Source organism: Pseudoalteromonas sp. OANN1 (assembly GCF_024124685.1).
GTDB lineage: Bacteria > Pseudomonadota > Gammaproteobacteria > Enterobacterales > Alteromonadaceae > Pseudoalteromonas > Pseudoalteromonas piscicida.
In genome coordinates this window covers 107,811-127,870 of record NZ_JAMXSE010000008.1, presented here as the reverse complement: position 1 = coordinate 127,870, position 20,060 = coordinate 107,811, and the positions used below count along the sequence as shown (strand labels likewise).

Annotated in this window: 18 protein-coding genes; 12 read left to right on the top strand and 6 right to left on the bottom strand. The window is 42.6% G+C overall.

From position 1 onward, the window contains the following. Nucleotides 1-227: 227 nt before the first annotated feature. Nucleotides 228-593 carry a response regulator gene (locus NH462_RS09345; RefSeq protein WP_253105503.1) on the bottom strand — a complete coding sequence of 122 codons (366 nt, stop codon included), beginning with the start codon at nt 591-593 and terminating at the stop codon, nt 228-230. Between the two features lie 198 nt (nt 594-791). Between NH462_RS09345 and NH462_RS09340 the strand changes: the two genes are divergently transcribed. From NH462_RS09340 to NH462_RS09325, 4 genes are all read left to right on the top strand, one after another. Next, a complete protein-coding gene (locus NH462_RS09340) occupies nt 792-2,552 on the top strand; it encodes a HAMP domain-containing sensor histidine kinase (RefSeq protein WP_010372128.1) in 1,761 nt (586 codons plus the stop codon). A gap of 155 nt (nt 2,553-2,707) precedes the next feature. Further along, nucleotides 2,708-3,622: a recombination-associated protein RdgC gene (gene rdgC / locus NH462_RS09335; protein WP_253105501.1), complete on the top strand. Its 915-nt coding sequence runs from the start codon at nt 2,708-2,710 to the stop codon at nt 3,620-3,622. A gap of 368 nt (nt 3,623-3,990) precedes the next feature. Continuing rightward, complete coding sequence (locus tag NH462_RS09330; RefSeq protein ID WP_253105499.1) at nt 3,991-4,293, top strand: EamA family transporter; 303 nt, start codon at nt 3,991-3,993, stop codon at nt 4,291-4,293. 8 nt (nt 4,294-4,301) lie between these two features. Continuing rightward, nucleotides 4,302-4,862, top strand: a complete 561-nt coding sequence (locus NH462_RS09325; protein WP_253105497.1) for an EamA family transporter — start codon at nt 4,302-4,304, stop codon at nt 4,860-4,862. Nucleotides 4,863-4,938: 76 nt separating this feature from the next. On the opposite strand, the gene NH462_RS09320 is transcribed toward NH462_RS09325, so the two are convergent. Beyond that, entirely contained in the window at nt 4,939-5,778 is an 840-nt protein-coding gene (locus tag NH462_RS09320) for an HDOD domain-containing protein (protein WP_010606124.1), read from the bottom strand. A 399-nt stretch (nt 5,779-6,177) separates the two neighbouring features. Here NH462_RS09320 and NH462_RS09315 point away from each other — a divergent pair, with 399 nt between their 5' ends. Next, on the top strand, nt 6,178-7,878 hold the full coding sequence (locus NH462_RS09315; protein WP_253105495.1) for a Zn-dependent hydrolase: 1,701 nt from the start codon (nt 6,178-6,180) through the stop codon (nt 7,876-7,878). A gap of 47 nt (nt 7,879-7,925) precedes the next feature. On the opposite strand, the gene NH462_RS09310 is transcribed toward NH462_RS09315, so the two are convergent. Next, nucleotides 7,926-8,207: a hypothetical protein gene (locus NH462_RS09310; RefSeq protein ID WP_017216377.1), complete on the bottom strand. Its 282-nt coding sequence runs from the start codon at nt 8,205-8,207 to the stop codon at nt 7,926-7,928. 136 nt (nt 8,208-8,343) lie between these two features. Further along, complete coding sequence (locus NH462_RS09305) at nt 8,344-8,736, bottom strand: HIT domain-containing protein (protein WP_253105493.1); 393 nt, start codon at nt 8,734-8,736, stop codon at nt 8,344-8,346. Nucleotides 8,737-8,848: 112 nt separating this feature from the next. Between NH462_RS09305 and NH462_RS09300 the strand changes: the two genes are divergently transcribed. The 5 genes from NH462_RS09300 to NH462_RS09280 all read left to right on the top strand — a co-directional run bounded on the left by NH462_RS09300 (nt 8,849) and on the right by NH462_RS09280 (nt 17,098). Beyond that, nucleotides 8,849-11,080: a S9 family peptidase gene (locus tag NH462_RS09300; protein WP_211858347.1), complete on the top strand. Its 2,232-nt coding sequence runs from the start codon at nt 8,849-8,851 to the stop codon at nt 11,078-11,080. 376 nt (nt 11,081-11,456) lie between these two features. Then, nucleotides 11,457-13,097 carry a methyl-accepting chemotaxis protein gene (locus tag NH462_RS09295; protein WP_253105492.1) on the top strand — a complete coding sequence of 547 codons (1,641 nt, stop codon included), beginning with the start codon at nt 11,457-11,459 and terminating at the stop codon, nt 13,095-13,097. 146 nt (nt 13,098-13,243) lie between these two features. Beyond that, nucleotides 13,244-14,290 (top strand): glutathione synthase, encoded by a 1,047-nt coding sequence (gene gshB, locus NH462_RS09290; RefSeq protein ID WP_253105491.1) that lies wholly within the window; start codon nt 13,244-13,246, stop codon nt 14,288-14,290. Next, nucleotides 14,274-16,253, top strand: a complete 1,980-nt coding sequence (locus NH462_RS09285) for a flavohemoglobin expression-modulating QEGLA motif protein (protein WP_253105490.1) — start codon at nt 14,274-14,276, stop codon at nt 16,251-16,253. Before gshB ends, NH462_RS09285 begins: the two co-directional genes overlap by 17 nt. Nucleotides 16,254-16,312: 59 nt before the next feature. Continuing rightward, entirely contained in the window at nt 16,313-17,098 is a 786-nt protein-coding gene (locus NH462_RS09280) for a hypothetical protein (protein ID WP_253105489.1), read from the top strand. A 9-nt stretch (nt 17,099-17,107) separates the two neighbouring features. Here the strand turns inward: NH462_RS09280 and NH462_RS09275 are convergent, their stop codons facing one another. Both NH462_RS09275 and yaaA read right to left on the bottom strand, forming a co-directional pair. Further along, nucleotides 17,108-17,386, bottom strand: a complete 279-nt coding sequence (locus tag NH462_RS09275) for a hypothetical protein (protein WP_145957331.1) — start codon at nt 17,384-17,386, stop codon at nt 17,108-17,110. Beyond that, nucleotides 17,383-18,159: a peroxide stress protein YaaA gene (gene yaaA / locus NH462_RS09270; RefSeq protein WP_010606114.1), complete on the bottom strand. Its 777-nt coding sequence runs from the start codon at nt 18,157-18,159 to the stop codon at nt 17,383-17,385. The genes NH462_RS09275 and yaaA overlap by 4 nt, the downstream gene beginning before the upstream one ends. 272 nt (nt 18,160-18,431) lie before the next feature. Here yaaA and tal point away from each other — a divergent pair, with 272 nt between their 5' ends. Beyond that, nucleotides 18,432-19,382: a transaldolase gene (gene tal, locus NH462_RS09265; RefSeq protein ID WP_253105488.1), complete on the top strand. Its 951-nt coding sequence runs from the start codon at nt 18,432-18,434 to the stop codon at nt 19,380-19,382. A 406-nt stretch (nt 19,383-19,788) separates the two neighbouring features. Further along, the gene (locus NH462_RS09260; protein ID WP_010372168.1) at nt 19,789-19,980 is read left to right on the top strand and encodes a DUF3545 family protein; all 192 of its coding nucleotides are present in this window, start codon (nt 19,789-19,791) and stop codon (nt 19,978-19,980) included. Nucleotides 19,981-20,060: the final 80 nt, after the last annotated feature.

Sequence of the window (20,060 nt, the reverse complement as noted above, 5' to 3'; positions counted from 1 at the left end):
TCCAAAAACAAAAAAGGCCTGTGTTCTTAGTGAACACAGGCCTTTTTCAAACTCGCACTGACCTATGCCACTATCCCGTTAGGATGGTGGTTGTAATAATGGTCGTAGTGATAATATTCGTTTTCATAATTTTAGAGTGCCTGAAGTTTAGCCGCGCTGTCAATACGAAAGAGCAAAATAGATTATGCAAATTTTTAATAGTGACATTTGTAATTTGCATATATAAGTTATCGGATACCAAACTGGTGCAGTAATCCTAATAACTGCTCTGCTTTAACCGGTTTTTCTAAAAACCCTAACGCTCCCAAATTCGCTACCCTTTCTTTCATCTTGGCCTGAACATCTGCCGAAATAACCACCACGAAACATTCAATTCGGTGTGCTTTTATTGCCTCTAACACAGCAACCCCATCAAGTATTGGCATGGTTAAATCCAGACACAATAAATCTATTTGCTGAGTTTTCAGTAAATCAATCGCCTGCTGGCCATTCTGTGCTTGGTGCAAGGTCAGGTCTAATTTGCTCTGTAAGTTTTTAATGACTTGTTTACGGGCGACAGCCGAATCATCGCAAACTAAGACGGAATAACTCATAAAGTGGTCAGTCTTGTACTATCGTTAATAAAACGGTCACTGGATATCGCTATCTTATAACACATTAAACTTTCCTAGGTAAGGCGCTAAAAAGCATAATTAATGAAGATAATTATTTATTTTTAACCATTTATTGGCTAACTTTAAGAACAGATTATACAAAGGCGATGAACTTACCGTAGGAGCTCAGCTTAATTCATGCTGCAAAAAAGCCTCTCAAAAAAATTGCTCACCAATGTGCTGTCGGTTTACTTCCTTCTAACCTTTGTCGTCACATGTGGTCAAATCGTTGCTGAATACGTCAATACCAAAGACTATATTCGCAATGAACTTACCATGCTGCAAAAAACCTTTAGCCGCAGTTTGACCCGTGCCATTTGGGAACTCAATACGAAGCAGACCGTTACTACGGCTGAGGGGCTACTTGCGATCCCCATGATCGAAGGAATTATTGTACGTGATGACAGCGGTGAGATTATTTCGCAGCTTGGCCGCTCACTAGATATTCACGAGCTGTATAGCCAACAGCTTGTTCAAGAAGAAGCAATAATCGAAGATACGCCATCCGGTTTATTTGGTTATACATTTCCATTAATTTTTGAATTTTCGGGACGTGCAACGCAAGTCGGCGACGTAACATTATTTTCTAGCCGAGAAGTCGTCTTTAGCCGCATCATGATTTCTATCTACTTTTTGATAGGTAATGCGATGATCAAGACAACATTCTTGATTATTCTGTTTTTAATTGCCTTCAGAAAGCTACTTACCGAGCCATTAAGCGACCTCACCGAGCAAATTGAAGACTTTGAGGTCGACAACGTTGATGGCCATAAAATAGATATCGGCGCAAAAGAGCGCAATGAACTAAAGATCATGGAAGAGGCATTCAATAAGCTAATTGATAAGGTCTCTGAATATCGTAAAAAACTCGACCAAACTCAAAAAGAGCTGCTGATCAGCAATGAAAAACTCGACCAACATAATATTCAGTTGGAACAAGAAGTCGCACGTAAGACTTCGAACCTTAGCCAAGCGATGATGGATCTCCAGCAACAAAAGTATGAATTAGAAAAGCAGAAGTTAACGCTCACAGAAGAGATTGATTTAAGAAAACAAACAGAAGAAGAACTACTAACTAAACAAAAAGAGCTTGAGAAATACGTAGACGAGCTAAATATGGCTCAAGAGCGCTTAGTGGGCTCTGAAAAAATGGCGGCACTTGGTGGTCTCGTTGCCGGTATTACGCACGATATTAATACGCCCGTTGGTATCGGCGTGACTGCGACGTCGTTTTTACAGGAACGTTTAGATCAGCTTGAGGCGGCGTACAACGGAAAAACCTTATCACCAAAAGCGTTAGAAGAATTTATTAGTGAAGCAAAGCAAAGTGCTAGCCTACTTACCACTAATTTAGACCGTGCATCGGAGCTTGTCGCAAGCTTTAAACAAATTGCAGTCGATCAGGCCAGTGAAGCGGTTCGTACTATTAACCTGAAGCAATACCTTGGTGAAGTGATCCGCTCATTACATCCAAAATTGAAGAAAACTCATCATCAAGTGAATGTTGAATGCCCTGAAGACATGACGCTAAATTTACCAGCTGGGGCAATTAGCCAAATATTCACTAACCTTATCATGAACTCTTTGATCCATGGTTTTGAAAATCAAGACCAAGGACAAATAGATATTAAAATCAAAGAAGACAATGGTATGGTTAATATCGTCTACAAAGACAACGGCAAGGGCGTAAGTAAAGCCCAACTAGACCGGTTGTTTGATCCCTTCTTTACGACCAAACGCGATCAAGGTGGCAGTGGGCTTGGTACCCATATTACCCTAAACCTCGTAAAACAAACTTTGAATGGGGATATCGAAGTAAATAGTGAAGAAGGCAAAGGCCTCACCTACTACATCAGCTTCCCAAAAGACTTACAAAAACCAATGGCGATGTTTAGCTAACCAAGTTTAGAACACGACAACCGTCCAATACGCCATACTGCAAAGTGGCGTATTGGAGCAAGTACCCCCCCACCATCAAACATCATCTAGTGGAATACAAGCTGTGACCTTTTTGCTATGATGACCGCAATTTTATTCCAGACGGGCATATTTCTATGTGGTTCAGTAACTTAATCTGCTACAAATTCAAACAAGATGTAACTTACGCACAAGAAGATTTCGAAAAAGCACTCGAGCAGGATATTTTTCGTCCTTGTGGTAGCCAAGACATGACCACTTTTGGCTGGACTAAAGCTTTTGGCAAACATGGCCAGATGCTTTCTCATTTTTCTCAAGACAGTATCTTAGTTTGTGCTAAGCGCGAAGAAAAGGTGCTTCCTGCAGCCGTAGTCAATGAAATGGTCGCCGAAAAAATTGAGCAAATAGAGCAGCAAGAAAATCGTCCAGTAAAGAAAAAAGAAAAAGACGATATTAAAGAAAATATCCTAGCCACTTTATTGCCTCAGGCGTTCAAAAAATCGAGCCTACAATTTGCTTTTATCGACCAAAAGTCAGGTTGGGTGATTGTAAATAGCGCCAGCTTCAATAAAGCGGAAGAACTACTTGCACTACTGCGTAAGTCTCTGGGCACGCTTCCTGTTGTACCTGCGTTTGCAAACTATGATTTAGACTTACAGCTAACACACTGGCTCACCGAGTTTAGTGCACCTGAAGGCTTTGCAATAGGCACCGACGCTGAGTTGCAAGAGCCAGACGACAACGGCGCTCAGGTAAAGTTAAAACAACATGACCTTTCATCAGACGAAATCAAAACGCACCTAGAAAACGGTAAACGTGTGACTAAACTCGCGTTAGATTGGCGAGAGCGCGTGAAGTTCGTTTTACAAAACGATGGCACATTAAAACGTTTAAGCTATGCAGAAGCACTTAAAGACCAAAATGCAGATATTCCAAAAGAAGATCTAGCCGTTAAACTTGATGCTGACTTTATTTTGGTATCGGAAGAAATCAAAGAATTGTTAGAAGATCTAACCAAAGGTCTTGGTGACGACGAAGGCTTAGCGTCTTAATTTTACCATCTAGAATCTGTTGAGCTTTGAGTACGAAAAATTGATAGCAGATATGGCTATCAATTTTTCTTTATCCAGTTCAATACTCTATCTTCACAAGGTCACTTTGCGCCAATAGCGAGCGGACTGCACGCACTCAAGTGCGAGCGTTTAGTTACTGACTCGCCACTTTATTTGCGCTAACCAACGTATTTGTCGCGCTTTATTTACTCTACAATGGCATGATAGGAATTCGGCTTTGGCAGTAACGCTTTGCTAACCTGAATTTCAGGCATCGGAGACAATTTACGCCAGTAGTCTGATACCCAACAACGGTAACTCGTACAATTAAACGGAGTTTGACGTGCGTGAATGTAAAAAGCATTTCATTGGCTTTAATAGTAGTGATAATTTGGGGGCTTAACTTTTCGGTCATTAAATTTGGCCTAGCAGAATTGCCTCCTATTTTATTCTCAGGCTTGCGTTTTTTGGTAGTCGCGATCCCCGCAGTATTCTTCATTCCTTTTCCTAAAACGTCGGTATGGAACGTACTCGGTGTTGGGCTGTTTTTAGGTGTGCTTAAGTTTAGCTTGCTGTTTATTGCGATGGAGTCAAATGCATCAGCCGGCATTGCTTCTTTGCTGCTACAAGCCCAAGTCATTTTCACGATTTTGCTAAGTGTTTTGTGTTAAAGGAAACCATGGATCGCTTTCAGGTGGTGGGGATTAGCATTGCAACGTTTGGCTTTAGTTTGTTTTTTATCAACTCCTCTGGGTCAACGACAATATTGGGCACGGTGTTCATTCTATTCGCTGCATTATTTTGGTCGTTTTCAAATCTCATTATGAAGCGCCTGCAAGACGTTAATTTACTCCATTTTATTGTTTGGGTAAGCCTAGTGCCGCCATTGCCACTTTTTACACTGTCTTATCTTATTGAAACTGACGCCCCATTGACCTTACTACTGAACACCACAACACAGTCTTGGTTATCCATTGCCTATGTGGGTTATATCTCGACGCTGATAGCTTTCGCAGTATGGGGTTGGCTACTTAAAAATTATAAGGCCGCAGCAGTGACGCCTTTTGCTTTATTAATCCCGATTGTCGGCATTTTAGGTTCAGCGTTATTACTTAATGAGCAGTTGATGCTAATGGAAGCTATTGGGGGTGGTTTTATTTTATGTGGCTTAACGATTTCAGTTACAGGTGCTCGGATAAGCAAAATATTTAGAAAGCCTCGGGCCGAGGCTATACCCTAAACGATAAAGACCTCAACAGAGGTCTTTATATTCACGGCAAACAAAGGCGCTGAAACTGCGCATTAAGTTACAAGGATTAGGCAAACATTGTTTTAACGTCTTCGAGTACATGCAAATAAGTGTCATCAGCAAACATATTCACTTCTCTTATTACCCCCTTTTCTTCATATTGCTTTAGCGCTGCAGACTTATCCGACACCTGCAAAATACCTTCTACAATCGCACCAACACGAATAAAGTCGACATAACAAACATGTTCAGGCCGATAATTAGGATTTGCCCAGCTTTCTGCGACTTCAACAAACTCATCGGTGAATTCCCACTCTCGCATTATTGCCCCTCCAATTTTGCCGCCTAATTTCTGGATGGCATGGGCCAAAAAGCTCGGATTAGCAAACACTTCAGGATGGCGTTCGGCCTCCGTCAAAATAGGCAAAACACCGATATTAAACACCAAAGAAGCCAACGTGATTGTATCTTTGTTAAGCGAAGTGTGCTTATTGACGCGAAGATAAAAATCCATCGTTGTTATCGCTTGGCAAGCGACTTTTAGCGTTTTCTGCCAAGCTTTGTCCATGTATGTCTTGATGAGTTTGTTATTAGAAACAAATAACTGCTCCATTGCCATTGCAGTCGCTATATTCTTGATTTGTCTGAGACCGATACGAGTTACTGCTTGGTTTAAGGTGTTTACCTTCACCGAACGGCCCATAAAAGCGCTGTTGGCAACTTTGATCATACGTGCTGCAAGGGCCGGGTCGTGAGAAATTACGTCTGCCATCTGCATCAAGTTAATTTCAGGGTCATCTGCCGCTTGCCTAACCCGCACTGCGATTTCAGGTAATGTCGGCAATACCAAGGTGTCGTTATTAATTCTGTCAGTTAGAATTGTGAGCAAAGCATTTTCTGTAGACATGAAACCAAATCCCTTAATAACTGAATAAAAGACCCAACTACAAGCGTAAGCTTATGGCAAAAGTAAGCACTTGCTTGCTAGAGGTCACACTGCTGATTTTTAGTATCTATGACGTAAGTATTGTCTAACTTTCGGATAAAGTTAAGAAAATCTAAAAAAATAATATTTTATTTATATACCCTCAATAATTAGCAAGTTAGAATTCATGGCATATAGTGCTTTGTGGCAAACTTTGCCGCAAAAATACTGAAAATGACCTATAGCTGGACACAAATGATGACCTTTCACGTTAACATCGGCTTGCGTATCACACGCTAACCTAAGTTAACTAAGTATTGTGATACAAAATCGTGTAAGGTGATCGCCACATAAATAGAACACAGACAACAAGGGAGCATTATGAAACACTCTATGATTTCGGTTGCAATCGCGCTTGCAACAGGTCTCACCCTAACTGGCTGCTCTGAGCCTTCAACCTCTTCAGAGAAACCTAATGCACAAACTGAGCAAGCACAAGCTAATACTGAACAATCAGGCTATAAGCTAGTTAATGCATCTCAAGACCGGCTAGATATTTATACCCCAGTAACGCTAAAAACAGACTTAAGTCATTTAAACGATAACCAGAAAAAGATGTTAGCTTTACTCATCGACGCTTCGGTTATTATGGATGATTTATTTTGGCAGCAAGCGTTCGGCGAAGACAAAGCAACATTCCTAAGCAAAATCTCAGACGAAAAAGTACGCCAATTCGCAGATATTAACTACGGGCCTTGGGATCGTTTAAATGGCGACCAAGTTTTTCTTTCTGGCTTTGAAGAAAAAGCACTGGGTGCAGAATTTTATCCAAGCGACATCACCAAAGACGAGCTAAATAACGCCGATGTAAAAGATAAAACAGGACTGTATTCTGTTATTCGCCGCGATGAAAACGGCAAGTTATACAGCACTTCTTACTCATCCGCGTATAAAGCAGAATTGGATAAAGCCGCAGCGCTTTTACGCCAAGCGAGTAAACTGGCACAAGACAAAGAGTTTGCAAACTACTTAAACTTGCGCGCAGATGCATTAGTCAATAATAGCTATCAAGCGTCTGATTTTGCTTGGATGGACATGAAGAATAACCCGATTGATGTGGTGATTGGCCCAATTGAAACCTATGAAGACCAGCTATTTGGCTATCGCGCCGCTTTTGAGTCTTATGTTTTGGTTAAAGACTTGGCGTGGAGTGAGCGTCTCGCTAAATTTGCCGCTTTTTTACCTGAGCTACAAACCGGCTTGCCAGTTGATGATAAATACAAGCAAGAAGTACCAGGCTCTGATGCTGACTTAAACGCATATGACGTCATTTATTATGCAGGCCATTCAAACGCGGGTAGCAAAACCATTGCGATTAACCTACCAAATGACGAAGAAGTGCAGCTCCAAAAAGGCACGCGCCGCCTACAGCTTAAAAACGCTATGCGCGCAAAATTCGATAAGATCTTAGTACCGATCGCCGATCAACTTATCGTCCCTGAGCAACGTAAGCACATCACCTTTGATGCTTTCTTTGCTAATACCATGTTCCATGAGGTGGCCCATGGTCTAGGCATTAAAAATACCATTACAGGTAAAGGCACCGTGCGCCAATCACTGCAAGAACACGCCAGTGCACTTGAAGAAGGTAAAGCCGATATCCTAGGTCTATACATGGTCGAGCAATTACTTAAAAAAGGCGAGATCACCGAAGGTACGCTTGAGGATTACTACATCACCTTTATGGCAGGTATCTTCCGCTCAGTACGTTTTGGCGCATCCAGTGCACATGGTAAAGCGAACATGATCCGCTTTAACTTCTTTAAAGAAGAAGGCGCGTTTTCAAAGAACACGGATGGTTTATATCAAGTGAATATGGAAAAGATGGGCGCAGCGATGGAGAAACTGTCTAACCTTATCCTAACGCTACAAGGTGACGGCGACTATCAAAAAGTAGATCAACTGATCGCCACACACGGCGACATCAAAGCGGAGCTACAAAAAGACCTAGATAAGCTTTCCAAAGCGAACATTCCTGTTGACGTTACCTTTAAGCAAGGTAAGCAGGTGCTAGGACTGTAATTACCGAGCACACCATGGTAGTGCTTACTACCATGGTGTAATTAATCCTAGATACAATAATCTTTGATTTCTTTTTGGTGTTTTTTGATGGCTTTTGTGGCTTTGTCAGATTTAGCAATCGCTAGATTTACTTTCGCATCATTGCATTTGTCTTGTAGCTCTTTGCGCATCAGATAATTTTGATCTTGCTGTTGCTGCGCCAACCCTTCCACACCACTATATTCAGTTCTGGATTCTGGTTCACGATCTTTTTGATAAGGCTCTGGCACAGTCGCCTTACAGGCGGATAATAATGATACTGTCAAAATAACAACTAAACTTTTATTCATATCGCGTACTCCTTGATTTAAAACGGCAAAAGTCAATTTCAGTTATAACAGTTCCAGATATAAACACAAAACACGTAGCGCTTAAAAGTTCGTAAAGCGCTTGATGTGTTTACAGTCTCATTGCCTTTTTGAGGCTTTAAGCAAAACTCGCCTTTCGCTGCTCAATTTCCTCATCACTGTAGGGTTTTGCTGGATAGAGCCCCCAAACCGGTTTTGGCCATGCAATATCGGTTTTAAATCGTGCAATGTGGTGCACATGTAGCTGTGGCACCATATTACCAAGCGCAGCCACGTTTAATTTATCTGGGGTAAAGGTGTCTTGTAACAAACGACTGAGCTTGGCCGATTCTTGCCAAAATTGAACTTGCTGCGACTCAGGTAAATCAATAATTTCTTTTGCTCCTGCTACTCTTGGCACTAAGATAAACCAAGGGTACTGAGCATCATTCATTAACAATACGCTACACAGCGGCCACTCGGTTATTAAGATACAGTCTCGTTGTAATTCTTGAGCTAATTCAAATGACATAGTGAAATTCTATAAATCCTATTTACTCGGCACTCTATCCGAATTTGTTGCTATTGCAAAGCGGCTTCATTACCATCCGATCAGACTTTAAAAATATAACAAGGTGGCTACCGTGCACTCTCGCATTAAACACTACACCATCGCCCTTCCGTTAGCACTTGCCTCTGTCACCGCTAGCGCAGAGCAACTAACGCTAGAGCGACTTTTTGACGACCCATCTCTTTCAGGTAAAGCGCCTGTAAAACTGCAATTTTCTCCTGACGGTTCTCGTGTTACTTATCTTCAAGGTAAAAAAGAAGACTATAACCGTTACGACCTTTGGGAATACAATCTAAAAGACAATACCAACCGCTTGTTGGTAGATTCTGCGGCGCTATTTTCTGGCCCAGAGAACCTCTCAGATGAAGAAAAAGCACGTCGTGAGCGTCAACGTATTTTTGGCCGTGGTATTTTAGAATACAAATGGTCAAAAGATGGCAAAGCGCTACTTTTCCCACTCAATGGCGACTTGTACTACTATGAAATCGCTTCAGGTAAGAGTAAGAAACTAACGGAAACGGAAGCATTCGAAACCGACGCTCGCTTCTCGCCAAAAGGCAATTTTGTTTCTTTTATTCGTGAGCAAAACCTCTATGCCATTGATCTTAAATCGGGTAAAGAAACGCAATTAACTAAAGACGGCGGTGGCGTAATTAAAAACGGCATGGCTGAGTTCGTTGCTCAAGAAGAAATGAGCCGTATGACAGGCTATTGGTGGTCGGGTGATGAGCAACAAATTGCTTTTACTCGCATTGATGAAAGCCCAGTTCAGGAAGCCATTCGTAACGAAATCTATGCCGAAGAGGTCAAGCTATTCAACCAACGATACCCATACACCGGGACTGCTAACGTTGAGATTGAATTAGGTGTTGTAAAGATCAATGACCAAAAGGTGGATTGGATTGATTTAGGCGAAGATAAAGACATTTACATCGCCCGTGCAAACTGGTTGAAAGACAACAAAACATTGTCCTACCAGTGGCAAAATCGCTCACAGCAAAAACTGGAACTGCGCTTTTACGATACTAAAAGCAAAAAGCAGCAGGTTGCCCTGACCGAAACCAGTGATACTTGGATTAACCTACACTTTGACCTTGAATTCTTAAAGGACAAAAAGCATTTCGTTTGGGCATCTGAGCGCGATGGCTTTAAACACCTTTACCTGTACAGAACCAACGGCCAGCTTGTGCGCCAAATCACTAAAGGCGATTGGATTGTTGAAAGCCTTCAGGGCATTGATGAGAAAAAAGGTATCGTATACTTCTCTGGCCGCAAAGACACGCCGCTCGAAAGCCACCTATACAGCGTACCACTTTTTAAAGACGGCGATGCAAAACGTATTACCGAAAAAGGCAGCTATCACAGTGTTGTACTGGCGAAAGATAACCGTACCTTTATCGATAAAAGCTCTTCTGTAAACCGTCCACCAGCCGTTGCGCTACGCAAAGTGAATGGTGACTTTGTTACTTGGCTTGAAGAAAATGCGCTGAATAACGAACATCCGTTAACGCCTTATTTGAGCAATCTAGCTACGCCAGAATATGGCACCCTTAAAGCGGAAGATGGTCAAACCATGTATTACCGCTTATTTAAGCCCGCAAAGCTTGAAAACGGTAAGAAATATCCGGTTATTGTGAATGTGTATGGCGGACCTCATGCACAACGCGTGACCAACAGCTGGCGTAGCAAAAACCTGTATTTCCAGTATCTTGCCCAGCAAGGCTATGTGATTTTCCAATTAGATAACCGAGGTTCATACAACCGTGGTAAAAAGTTTGAAGATCCAATCTACAAGCACTTAGGTGTAGTGGAAGTGGCTGACCAAATTAAAGGCGTTGAGTTCTTACGTACGCTAGAGTACGTCGACCCTGAACGTATTGGTATTTATGGTCACAGCTATGGTGGTTACATGGCGCTGATGACAATGTTTAAAGCAGGCGACTACTTTAAAGCTGGTGTCTCTGGTGCGCCAGTAACCGATTGGGCTCTATATGACACGCATTATACTGAGCGTTACTTAGGTCACCCAGATACAAATGCTAAGGGCTATGAGCAAAGCGCGGTATTCCCTTATGCTGATGGACTAAAAGGCCCGCTGATGATTTATCACGGTATGGCGGACGATAACGTACTATTTACCCATGCAACGAAACTATTTAAGCAGTTGCAGGACGAGGTTAAGCCATTTGAAATGATGACTTATCCAGGCTCGAAGCACAGCTTACGTGGCAAAAAAGTACAAACCCACTTGCATCAAACTATTACTGACTTCTTTAATCGTCATTTTGACGTTGAAGCTAAGTAAGCACTTAATAGCGCCCAGCTTCCTATGAGCTGGGCGCTTCTTCTTTTCTCTACATTTTGTTCTAGTCCATTGGTCTAATTGTTTATTCTTCATGACTAAGAAAAACTGAAATTATTGTTCTATCCAAGTTATATATCAATTGCATTAAGTAAATGAGCTATTTGAAGCGGAGAAATAGCTTTAGTAGCAAGGCAAAAATTTTGCTATTTAGTTGTTCTAAATGAGAAATTTTTAACGAAGCTAATATGGTATTTCACCCTTCAAATTGGTTGGAGAATTAACGTAATTGGTATTACTACTAAGATTAATTAGTATAAATTGATGAGGCGTTCGCGCTTGCTACTTTCAATAATAAAAACGACATAAGGATTGCGTTATGTCCAAACAGTTTTTTCGAAATCTCACCATTTTCCAGCGCCTCGCGTTACTTATCATTGTCGTTATTATCGGCGTTATCCTTCAAAGCGCAGTAAGCTTATCGCAACAGTATGATGCTCTCGAAAAGCAGCAATATCATAAAACTCAAAACCTTGTTGAAAATACCTATAGTTTAGTGGCTTACTTTCATCAACAATATGTATCTGGGAAACTCCCAGAGGCGCAAGCGAAATCCGCAGCCCTTGATGCCGTTGCCGCTTTACGATACGAAGGTAATAATTACTTTTGGATCAACGACTATCACCCAAAAATGGTGATGCACCCATTTAAAAGCGAGCTCAACGGCAAAGATCTCAGCCAATCAAAAGATCCCACCGGCAAGCGCTTATTCGTTGAAATGGTACAAGTGGCAGAAAAAAGTGGTGCGGGATTTGTTCCCTACCTGTGGCCAAAGCCCGGTAAAGAAGCTCCTGTCGAAAAAATATCTTACGTCAAAGCGTTTACACCTTGGGGTTGGATCATCGGCTCCGGTGTGTACCTCGACACTATCGAAGCTGAGTTTGCGCACATTCGAAATTTGCTATTAATTGAGATGGCGGTGCTTATTATTTTGCTATTCCCATTTAGTGCAATCATAGGTAAGAGCATCATCACCCCCATTCAACAAGCCAAAGATATGATGAAAGATATTGCTCAAGGCGAAGGCGATTTGACTCGACAACTCGACGAAAGCGGTAAAGATGAGATAACCGCGCTTGCCAAATACTTTAACTTGTATACTGAGAAGATGCGTCATTCCATCGCGACAGTGGCCCATAACGCTAAAGAAGTTGAAACACTGGCCAATCAGGTAAAAGCGGCTGGCGAAGAAAACTTGGCATTTATTGAGTCGCAAAATGACAATAGCCGCCAAGTCGCCACGGCTGCCGAACAAATGACCATGCAAGTTCGTGAGATCAGTAGCAATGCAGATACTGCCGAGCATTCCGCCGCAGACGCACGCAATTACAGTGAAAAAGGCAAACAAACTATTTCTCAAACCATTGCCGCCATTAAAAAGCTGTCGGAGCAAATTCAATCTGTGAGCGTGACAACGACAAGCCTTGCACAAGAGAGTCAGCATATAGGATCGGTGCTCGATGTTATTCGGGGTATTGCGGAGCAAACCAATTTACTTGCACTAAACGCGGCAATAGAAGCCGCTCGAGCGGGTGAACAAGGACGAGGCTTTGCCGTTGTTGCAGATGAAGTTCGCACGCTTGCAAGTCGTACGGGTCAAAGCACAGATGAAATCCATAACATGATCGAGCGACTGCAAAAAGAAGCGCAGCAGGCCGTAGCAGCAGTTAAAATTAGCCAACAAATCTCGGAGCAAACGGTTGAACAGGTACAGCTTGCCGATAGCGCATTAACCGAAATTGAGCGCCTTATTGACGCTATCTCGGATATGAGTACCCACATCGCCAAAGCCACCGACGAGCAAAGTCTTGCAGCACAAGAAGTTAATGAGCGAATAGCTCAGCTTTCTGACTCCACCCATCACTCTTTGGATACCACACATTCACTCAACAACACCAGTGAGCAACTCACACGAGCAAGTCACGAATTGAGTGACATAGTTAATCGCTTTAGAGTATGATATCCGCCTTGCAGAGCACTTATAAGTGCTCTGCTTCTTGCCCTATAGATGATTGATATTCCTTATCTTGTCGATAAAAATAATCCGTGAGCATCTAAGCTATTTTACCGCTATATTGCCAATTTATTTGCTGAGCAAAATAGCCCGTGAAAATCTGTTTTATTATGTATCCTTGGGAGCGTGTAGAAGCTGAAAACGACAGCACGCTAAGACTTATCCACGAAGCCGTATCGCGCGGTCACGTCGTTGCCATCACTACCGTAAACAACCTCACTATTCGCGAAAGTGTCGCGAGTGCCTTCTGTGATGTATTTGTTGCGGGCCAAAAAGTATCTGACAACTTCGTGAGCTTTTACAACAAAGCTGAGTTTAAAAAAGTACAGCTTCCTTTGGCAGGTTTTGACGCGATATTTATGCGCGCTAATCCGCCGCTTGATACCTTAGCGATGAACTTTTTAGACTCTGTTCGTGATGACACTTTCATCATCAACGACATTGATGGCCTGCGTATCGCAAATAACAAGCTATACACGGCATCTTTCCAAGGCATTGCGAGAGAGTTTATTCCAAATACGCATGTATCTAAAAACAAAGAGTATTTAGAGCGTATATTCTCTGAGTCAGAGCAAGAGAAAATGATCTTAAAGCCGCTTGATGGCTTTGGTGGTCGCGGTGTTATCGTCGTTGAGAAACGCGCGAAACAAAGCTTTAGCTCACTCCTTGAATTTTATATTGGTGGCGACGAGGCAGGTAAAGGCAGCAACTACGTCATTTTACAAGACTATGTTGAAGGTGCCGACGAAGGTGATGTTCGCATCCTAATGCTTAACGGTGAACCGATTGGCGCCATGAAGCGTGTGCCTGCAGCAAATGAAGTGCGTGCCAACGTACATGCCGGTGGCAGAGTGGTGAAACACAAACTCACCAACCAAGAAAAAGCGTTATGTAAGCACATCGGCCCTAAGCTTGTGCGTGATGGTTTGTATTTTGTTGGCATTGACGTGATAGGCGGCAAGCTTATCGAAGTTAACGTACTCTCGCCTGGCGGGATAACCCGTATTAACCGTTTAAACCGCTGTAAGCTGCAAGTGCAAGTTATCGATTTTGTAGAAAGTGTGGTGCACGCCAAAGAGCTAGTAACGCATCGCAAAAACCAATTCCGTCAAGTAATAGAAGATGCTCATGCTATCTGAACAAGCCATCATTGCCGCGCTTGAAGCCGGCAAACCCATCAGTGGACAATTTGCTGAAGGTGCTTTTCACCTTGAAGTGAGAGAATACGTGCCTTATGTCGCCACTGCTGTACACGCAGGCCACCGTACCCGGGCTAGCCTAAAAGGCTGGTTCGCCATTAGTGATGCTGAGCGTTTACAAGAGGAAGATCCGTTTACCGACGGCATGATTGAATCATTACCCATCACGCTTATCGCGCGTGACTCACGTTACGAATACGATCTTAACCGTGCGCCAGAGCTTGCGATATACAAAGAAGCATGGGGTAAACAAGTGTGGAGCCAAGCGCTACCAAATGCAGACATAGATGTTAGCTTGTCAAAGCATGCAGCCTATTACCGTGTGCTCAGTGCGCTGTTAACCACGCTTGAGCGTAAGTTTGGTGCCTGCTTGCTATTTGATGTGCACAGCTATAACTATCAAATTCGTAGCTACCCTTATGCACCAACCTTTAATATTGGCACTGCACAACTTGATACCTTGCGTTTTCGCGCCGTATTAGATGAGCTGAAAAAACAGCTAGGACTGAAAAAACTGGCAGGCCAGCTGGTGGATTGTGCTGAAAATACCGTCTTTCAGGGCCATGGTTATCAAGCACAATATATTACCAGCCACTTTGATAACACCTTAGTGGTACCGCTGGAAGTCAAAAAAGTCTTTATGGACGAAACCAGTGGCGAATTATTCCCTGTGGTGTTTGAAAAACTACAGCGCAACATGCATGTTGCTTTGAGTAAAACGGCAAAAACATTTGCTAAAAATCACTGCTATAAGCCACTTCGCAAAGCAAAATCAACGTCGCAGCTTGACCCTGCGCTGATTAACGTGGACTCAGCGCTATACCGCATAGCCAGAAACCTTGAAACGCTGCATTACGTTAACCCAAGTAATATCGCACAAGAGAAACGTCGCTTTTTCTCGAAACGTCATTATCAGCCTGCGTTTAAATATCGCCCGCTGAAAATTGACCCGTATGAGTTTAAAGAGCAACTCTATCGCTTGCCCGTTGGAAAAATCCAAGATCCGATCGTAAAAGATTTATATCGTAAAGTGATCGACAGCTACGCCACTAAAATCGAACTGATCACCCAAATTGGTCGCGAGGCCTTTTTGTATAACTCGCTACGCTATTATGGTGAACCGGATTACAACGATATAAATAATGCGACCTTCTTGCTGCACGCGCGCGAAACCGAAACCTTGCCAAAAAAAGACATTACAGCCGAGCAAGCCTTAGTACGTTTTAATCAAGCGATTGAGACCATGGGCTTACCTTGTAAGGTCGCTATATCAAGCAAGCTCGTTGCCAAAGCAATGGTCGACAATAGTAAGCGTCTTCTGCTTGTAAATAGCAGTGCGATGCTATCTGAGCTTGATATCAATGCCTTGATAGAGCATGAAATTGGCGTGCACTTGCTCACGACCTTAAATGCTGACGCCCAGCAACTTAAAGTGCTGCACTTAGGCCTACCTGGCAATACCTACACCCAAGAAGGCCTTGCCATCTATCGCGAGTATCAATCTGGGCAAATAAATCTGACCCGATTAAAAGTATTAGCGCTTAGGGTGATTGCGGTTAACATGCTGCTTAAAGGCGATAAATTCTATCAAGTGTATGAGTTTTTAGCTGACTCGGGTGTATTAAACGTCAATGAAGCCTTTGCGCTGACCACGCGAATTTTCCGTGGTGGTGGTTTTACTAAAGATCATCTCTACTTAAAAGGCTTTAAAGACATAGTGCAGCTTGCCAATACTCGCAGCTTAGATAATTTATATCTCGGTAAAACGGGCATTGCGCACTTAGATGCGCTGGACGCGTTAGTAGAGCAAGGTATATTCACAAGGCCTAAATATCTGCCGGATACGAGCCGAGATCCTAAGCCAGATGCAATCCTAAGTTATTTAATTTCTTCAATTAAATAGGCCAAATTCGCCACTGTGGTTATACTAGTGCCATCTAGTATCTACCCAGTGGCTTTGTTTTGACACAACAGGAAATAGATTTACTCGCTTTTGAGCTGGCAAACCTTCGTCTCAAAGCCGATCTTACACTTGCACCGAAGTACAGTTACTTTTCAGATAAACCCTACCCGCTTGGTCGCTGCCTAGAAATTCGCGATGAAATGTTTAAACTCGTCACCACAGAGCTCAAGCAAAATTCAGAACGTTTATCTGTGCTCAGAAATTACATGCTTAAAGAAAGTGCCGAGCTCAAAAAAGTATGGGGTTCGCTACGCGATGAGTACTTTCAAAATGCGATGTTGGTGGGAGATTGGTATATAGATACCGCAAACGATACGGTCAATGCAAACAAACCCAGAGTTGAAATCAAACCCATCGCACAATCAGGCTTTTCAGCCATCACTAATTTCGAGCAGTTTGTGAAGATTGCTCGCGCTTACTGGCAAGTGGAGGTGTTTAAAAACACCGCCTTTCCAGCCATCGCGCCTTATTTACCGTTAATTTGTGTCAACGCAAAAGGCGCTACTTGGTTAGCTGCGGCCAATGACGATATGATCAAAGTCGCTACCAACAGTGAGTTTAGGTTATCTGAGCAAATCCTCTGTCAGCTGCCAGAGCCTGACACTAACCTAGTATCTCGCTGGCAGCAGACCCTAACTGGCATCGATGCTTTAGATGACATCTTATTGCAGACAGGAAAGCCCGAGGGGTTTTGCCAACTTTACAGAGCTGCCGAAAAAGCAGCGGATTTAGCATTTAGAGATAGAGTTGTACGCGCCTATATGAGCTTACCCAAAGGCGCGTAGCGTAGTGAATTAGAAAGAAGCGGGATAAGTCGGTTTTTCGTCCGTAATTTCCCATTTATCTTCTGTTGGTCTATCCACTCGACATTGATTTTGCTGTTGGAAACACCTGTCCTCACAGTTTTGTACTTGCATCGGATCTGAGTAATCTTTGCGACAGCTCATAGAACACGAACGTGAATCACCTTCGCAATCGACCGGCACATTGCTGACTCTAGTTGTAAAATGTCCACTACAGCCACTCACAAACACAGCGGCGAACACTGCTGCTACCCATAATTTTGTTGTCATTGTTCTGCTCTCAAAAACACCGGTTCTTGGGCCTTTTGCGTTGCTTCTTCACTAAAGCGGTATCCTGCAATATCAAACGCTTTCAGGCTTTCCAAATCCGATACTTGGTTCTCAATGATATACCTTGCCATCATACCGCGCGCTTTTTTCGCGTAAAAACTGATGACTTTGTATTGACCATTTTTACAATCTTTAAAGATAGGAGTGATAATGTCGCCTTTCAGCGCTTTCTTATCTACCGCTTTAAAGTACTCATTTGAAGCTAAGTTTACCAAGTATTGTGTCTGTGCCCCTTCCATGACCTTATTCAGTTTTTCAGCGATAATCGTGCCCCAAAACTCATACAGGTTTTTGCCACGCGGGTTACTTAACTTTGTACCCATTTCTAAACGATAGGCCTGCATTAAGTCAAGTGGTTTTAGGATGCCATACAGCCCAGATAAGATACGTAAATGATTTTGCGCATAATTTAAATTAGCCTCAGTTAGGCTTTGCGCTTCTAAACCAACATACACATCGCCATTAAAAGCAAAAATAGCTTGTTTAGCATTGTCTTGTGTAAAAGGCTCTGACCACTCGGCAAACCTTGCCGCATTTAAGCCAGCGAGCTTGTCGCTTATCTTCATTAAGCTACCGATCTGCTGTGGTGATAAATCGCGACAAACTTGAATAAGTGACTCGCTATGCTCCAGCAGCTCTGGCTGTGTGTGCATCTTGGTTGGTGCGGGTGTTTCATAGTCTAGGTTTTTCGCTGGAGAGATAACTGTGATCATGGTTTGCCTATTGACTTAGCTAGTAATTAATGTCAATTTCAACACTATCCCCAAGTAACTTCAAGTGTTTGTCCGCTTTCACTTGGGTTTAAGCAATTCGCTGTTACAGTACAGCTTCGCTTTACAACTCGACCTTATATAACAATAACCCTAAATAACGAGTGTGATATGTCGCCCGATACGGACATATGACCTATTCAGCTATTTAATGGTGTTGCAACATAAGGCGTCTAATATCACTTCGCTGTTATCAATATTGGAATGAGGAACACATGACTTCAGCATTAGATAGGCTAAAACAACATTCATCAATCGTCGCTGACACCGGTGACATTGAAGCCATCCGCAAGCTACAGCCTGAGGATGCAACAACTAATCCTTCTCTTTTACTTAAAGCGGCAGAGACGCCTGCTTATCAGCCTTATCTAACAGAAGCTTGGAATTATGCCAAAGCCAATGAAAGTGACGCTGAAAAGCAATTAGCGCTTGCTTGTGACTATTTTGCCGTTGTGATTGGTAAAGAAATCGCAAACTCTGTGCCGGGATATATCTCAACCGAAGTAGACGCACGTTTATCTTTTGATACCGAAGCGACTATCGCAAAAGCAAAAACGCTATTAAATTTATATGAAGCGCAAGGCGTAAGCAAAGACAAAATCTTGATTAAGATTGCATCGACTTGGGAAGGTATTAAAGCCGCTGAAGCACTGGAAAAAGAAGGTGTAAAGTGTAACCTAACGTTGCTATTTAGCGAAGCGCAAGCACGAGCATGTGCCGATGCAAACGTATTTTTAATCTCACCATTTGTTGGGCGTATTCTAGATTGGCACGTTGCCAACGGCCTAGAAAAACCAACTGATCCACTACAAGATCCGGGTGTACAATCTGTTCGTAGTATTTTTGAATTCTATAAGCAGCACGGTTATAAAACCGTTGTAATGGGCGCCAGCTTCAGAAATACAGGTGAAATTCTAGCCCTAACGGGTTGCGATAAGCTCACGATTAGCCCTTCTCTATTAGAAGAGCTTGCTGCAATGCCTGCAAACGAAGATTACCTACTTGAGGCTGACTTTGAGCCTAAAGCAAAACCTGCTGCGCTTAGCGAAAGTGAGTTCCGTTGGTTACATAACCAAGACGCAATGGCCACAGAAAAGCTTGCTGAAGGTATTCGCTCATTTGCCGATGCACAAGAAACACTAGTCGCACGCTTTAAAGCACTGTAAGCGCCTTAAACATTCGATTTCGAAACGCCGCATATTGCGGCGTTTTTGTTATCGCTCTCAATACAAAACTTTCTGAACACCTCCTAGATATCACCCGAATTGACCTTCATCAAACTGTCACTTGGTTTTAACTCAAAAGACACAATTGTGTTTTATTTTTATCCCGTCTGTGGTATATCAATATCACTTGAAGTGAAAATTGATGCCGCTACTTTCTGGTTTTGGTACAAAAAGCAAGCAACGCGGGGTTGTTTGTAGCGTACTTTAGCTATCAGACTTTTATCGGTTCCTCATATTGAGGTTTGCCAAATAGTATGAAGAAATCAACGGTGTCATTGCAGTTGTAGTGCTAACAACAGCCAAAGCAAATGCCACTTTAGGTTGTTTTTATCAATAGGAGATTTTCATGGATACCCTAGACGAGTTATTAGAATTATTAGAAAGTCCGGATACTAGGAAAAAAACTTCATCTAAGGGCAAAAAAAGAAAATGGCGTGAAATTGAAGCGCTAAAAGATAAACAGCGACTACGCAAAGAACTACAGGAATTGGATATTTTCGCAGACAGTGTTGATTTAGACGAATTTGATTTTAACTAAAAAGAGCGCCCTTCACGGCGCTCTTTTTTGTTGTTATACCAATTCGCTTAATTAAGTGGTCTATTTTGAGGCGAGAAAAT

What these genes read in the sequence shown, in the direction of transcription:
- NH462_RS09275 (WP_145957331.1), bottom strand. Translation starts at nt 17,386, where the DNA reads ATGACAACAAAATTATGGGTAGCAGCAGTGTTCGCCGCTGTGTTTGTG.
- NH462_RS09305 (WP_253105493.1), bottom strand. Translation starts at nt 8,736, where the DNA reads ATGTCATTTGAATTAGCTCAAGAATTACAACGAGACTGTATCTTAATA.
- NH462_RS09320 (WP_010606124.1), bottom strand. Translation starts at nt 5,778, where the DNA reads ATGTCTACAGAAAATGCTTTGCTCACAATTCTAACTGACAGAATTAAT.
- NH462_RS09325 (WP_253105497.1), top strand. Translation starts at nt 4,302, where the DNA reads ATGGATCGCTTTCAGGTGGTGGGGATTAGCATTGCAACGTTTGGCTTT.
- NH462_RS09295 (WP_253105492.1), top strand. Translation starts at nt 11,457, where the DNA reads ATGTCCAAACAGTTTTTTCGAAATCTCACCATTTTCCAGCGCCTCGCG.
- tal (WP_253105488.1), top strand. Translation starts at nt 18,432, where the DNA reads ATGACTTCAGCATTAGATAGGCTAAAACAACATTCATCAATCGTCGCT.
- NH462_RS09285 (WP_253105490.1), top strand. Translation starts at nt 14,274, where the DNA reads ATGCTCATGCTATCTGAACAAGCCATCATTGCCGCGCTTGAAGCCGGC.
- NH462_RS09345 (WP_253105503.1), bottom strand. Translation starts at nt 593, where the DNA reads ATGAGTTATTCCGTCTTAGTTTGCGATGATTCGGCTGTCGCCCGTAAA.
- NH462_RS09310 (WP_017216377.1), bottom strand. Translation starts at nt 8,207, where the DNA reads ATGAATAAAAGTTTAGTTGTTATTTTGACAGTATCATTATTATCCGCC.
- yaaA (WP_010606114.1), bottom strand. Translation starts at nt 18,159, where the DNA reads ATGATCACAGTTATCTCTCCAGCGAAAAACCTAGACTATGAAACACCC.
- NH462_RS09315 (WP_253105495.1), top strand. Translation starts at nt 6,178, where the DNA reads ATGAAACACTCTATGATTTCGGTTGCAATCGCGCTTGCAACAGGTCTC.
- NH462_RS09340 (WP_010372128.1), top strand. Translation starts at nt 792, where the DNA reads ATGCTGCAAAAAAGCCTCTCAAAAAAATTGCTCACCAATGTGCTGTCG.
- NH462_RS09260 (WP_010372168.1), top strand. Translation starts at nt 19,789, where the DNA reads ATGGATACCCTAGACGAGTTATTAGAATTATTAGAAAGTCCGGATACT.
- rdgC (WP_253105501.1), top strand. Translation starts at nt 2,708, where the DNA reads ATGTGGTTCAGTAACTTAATCTGCTACAAATTCAAACAAGATGTAACT.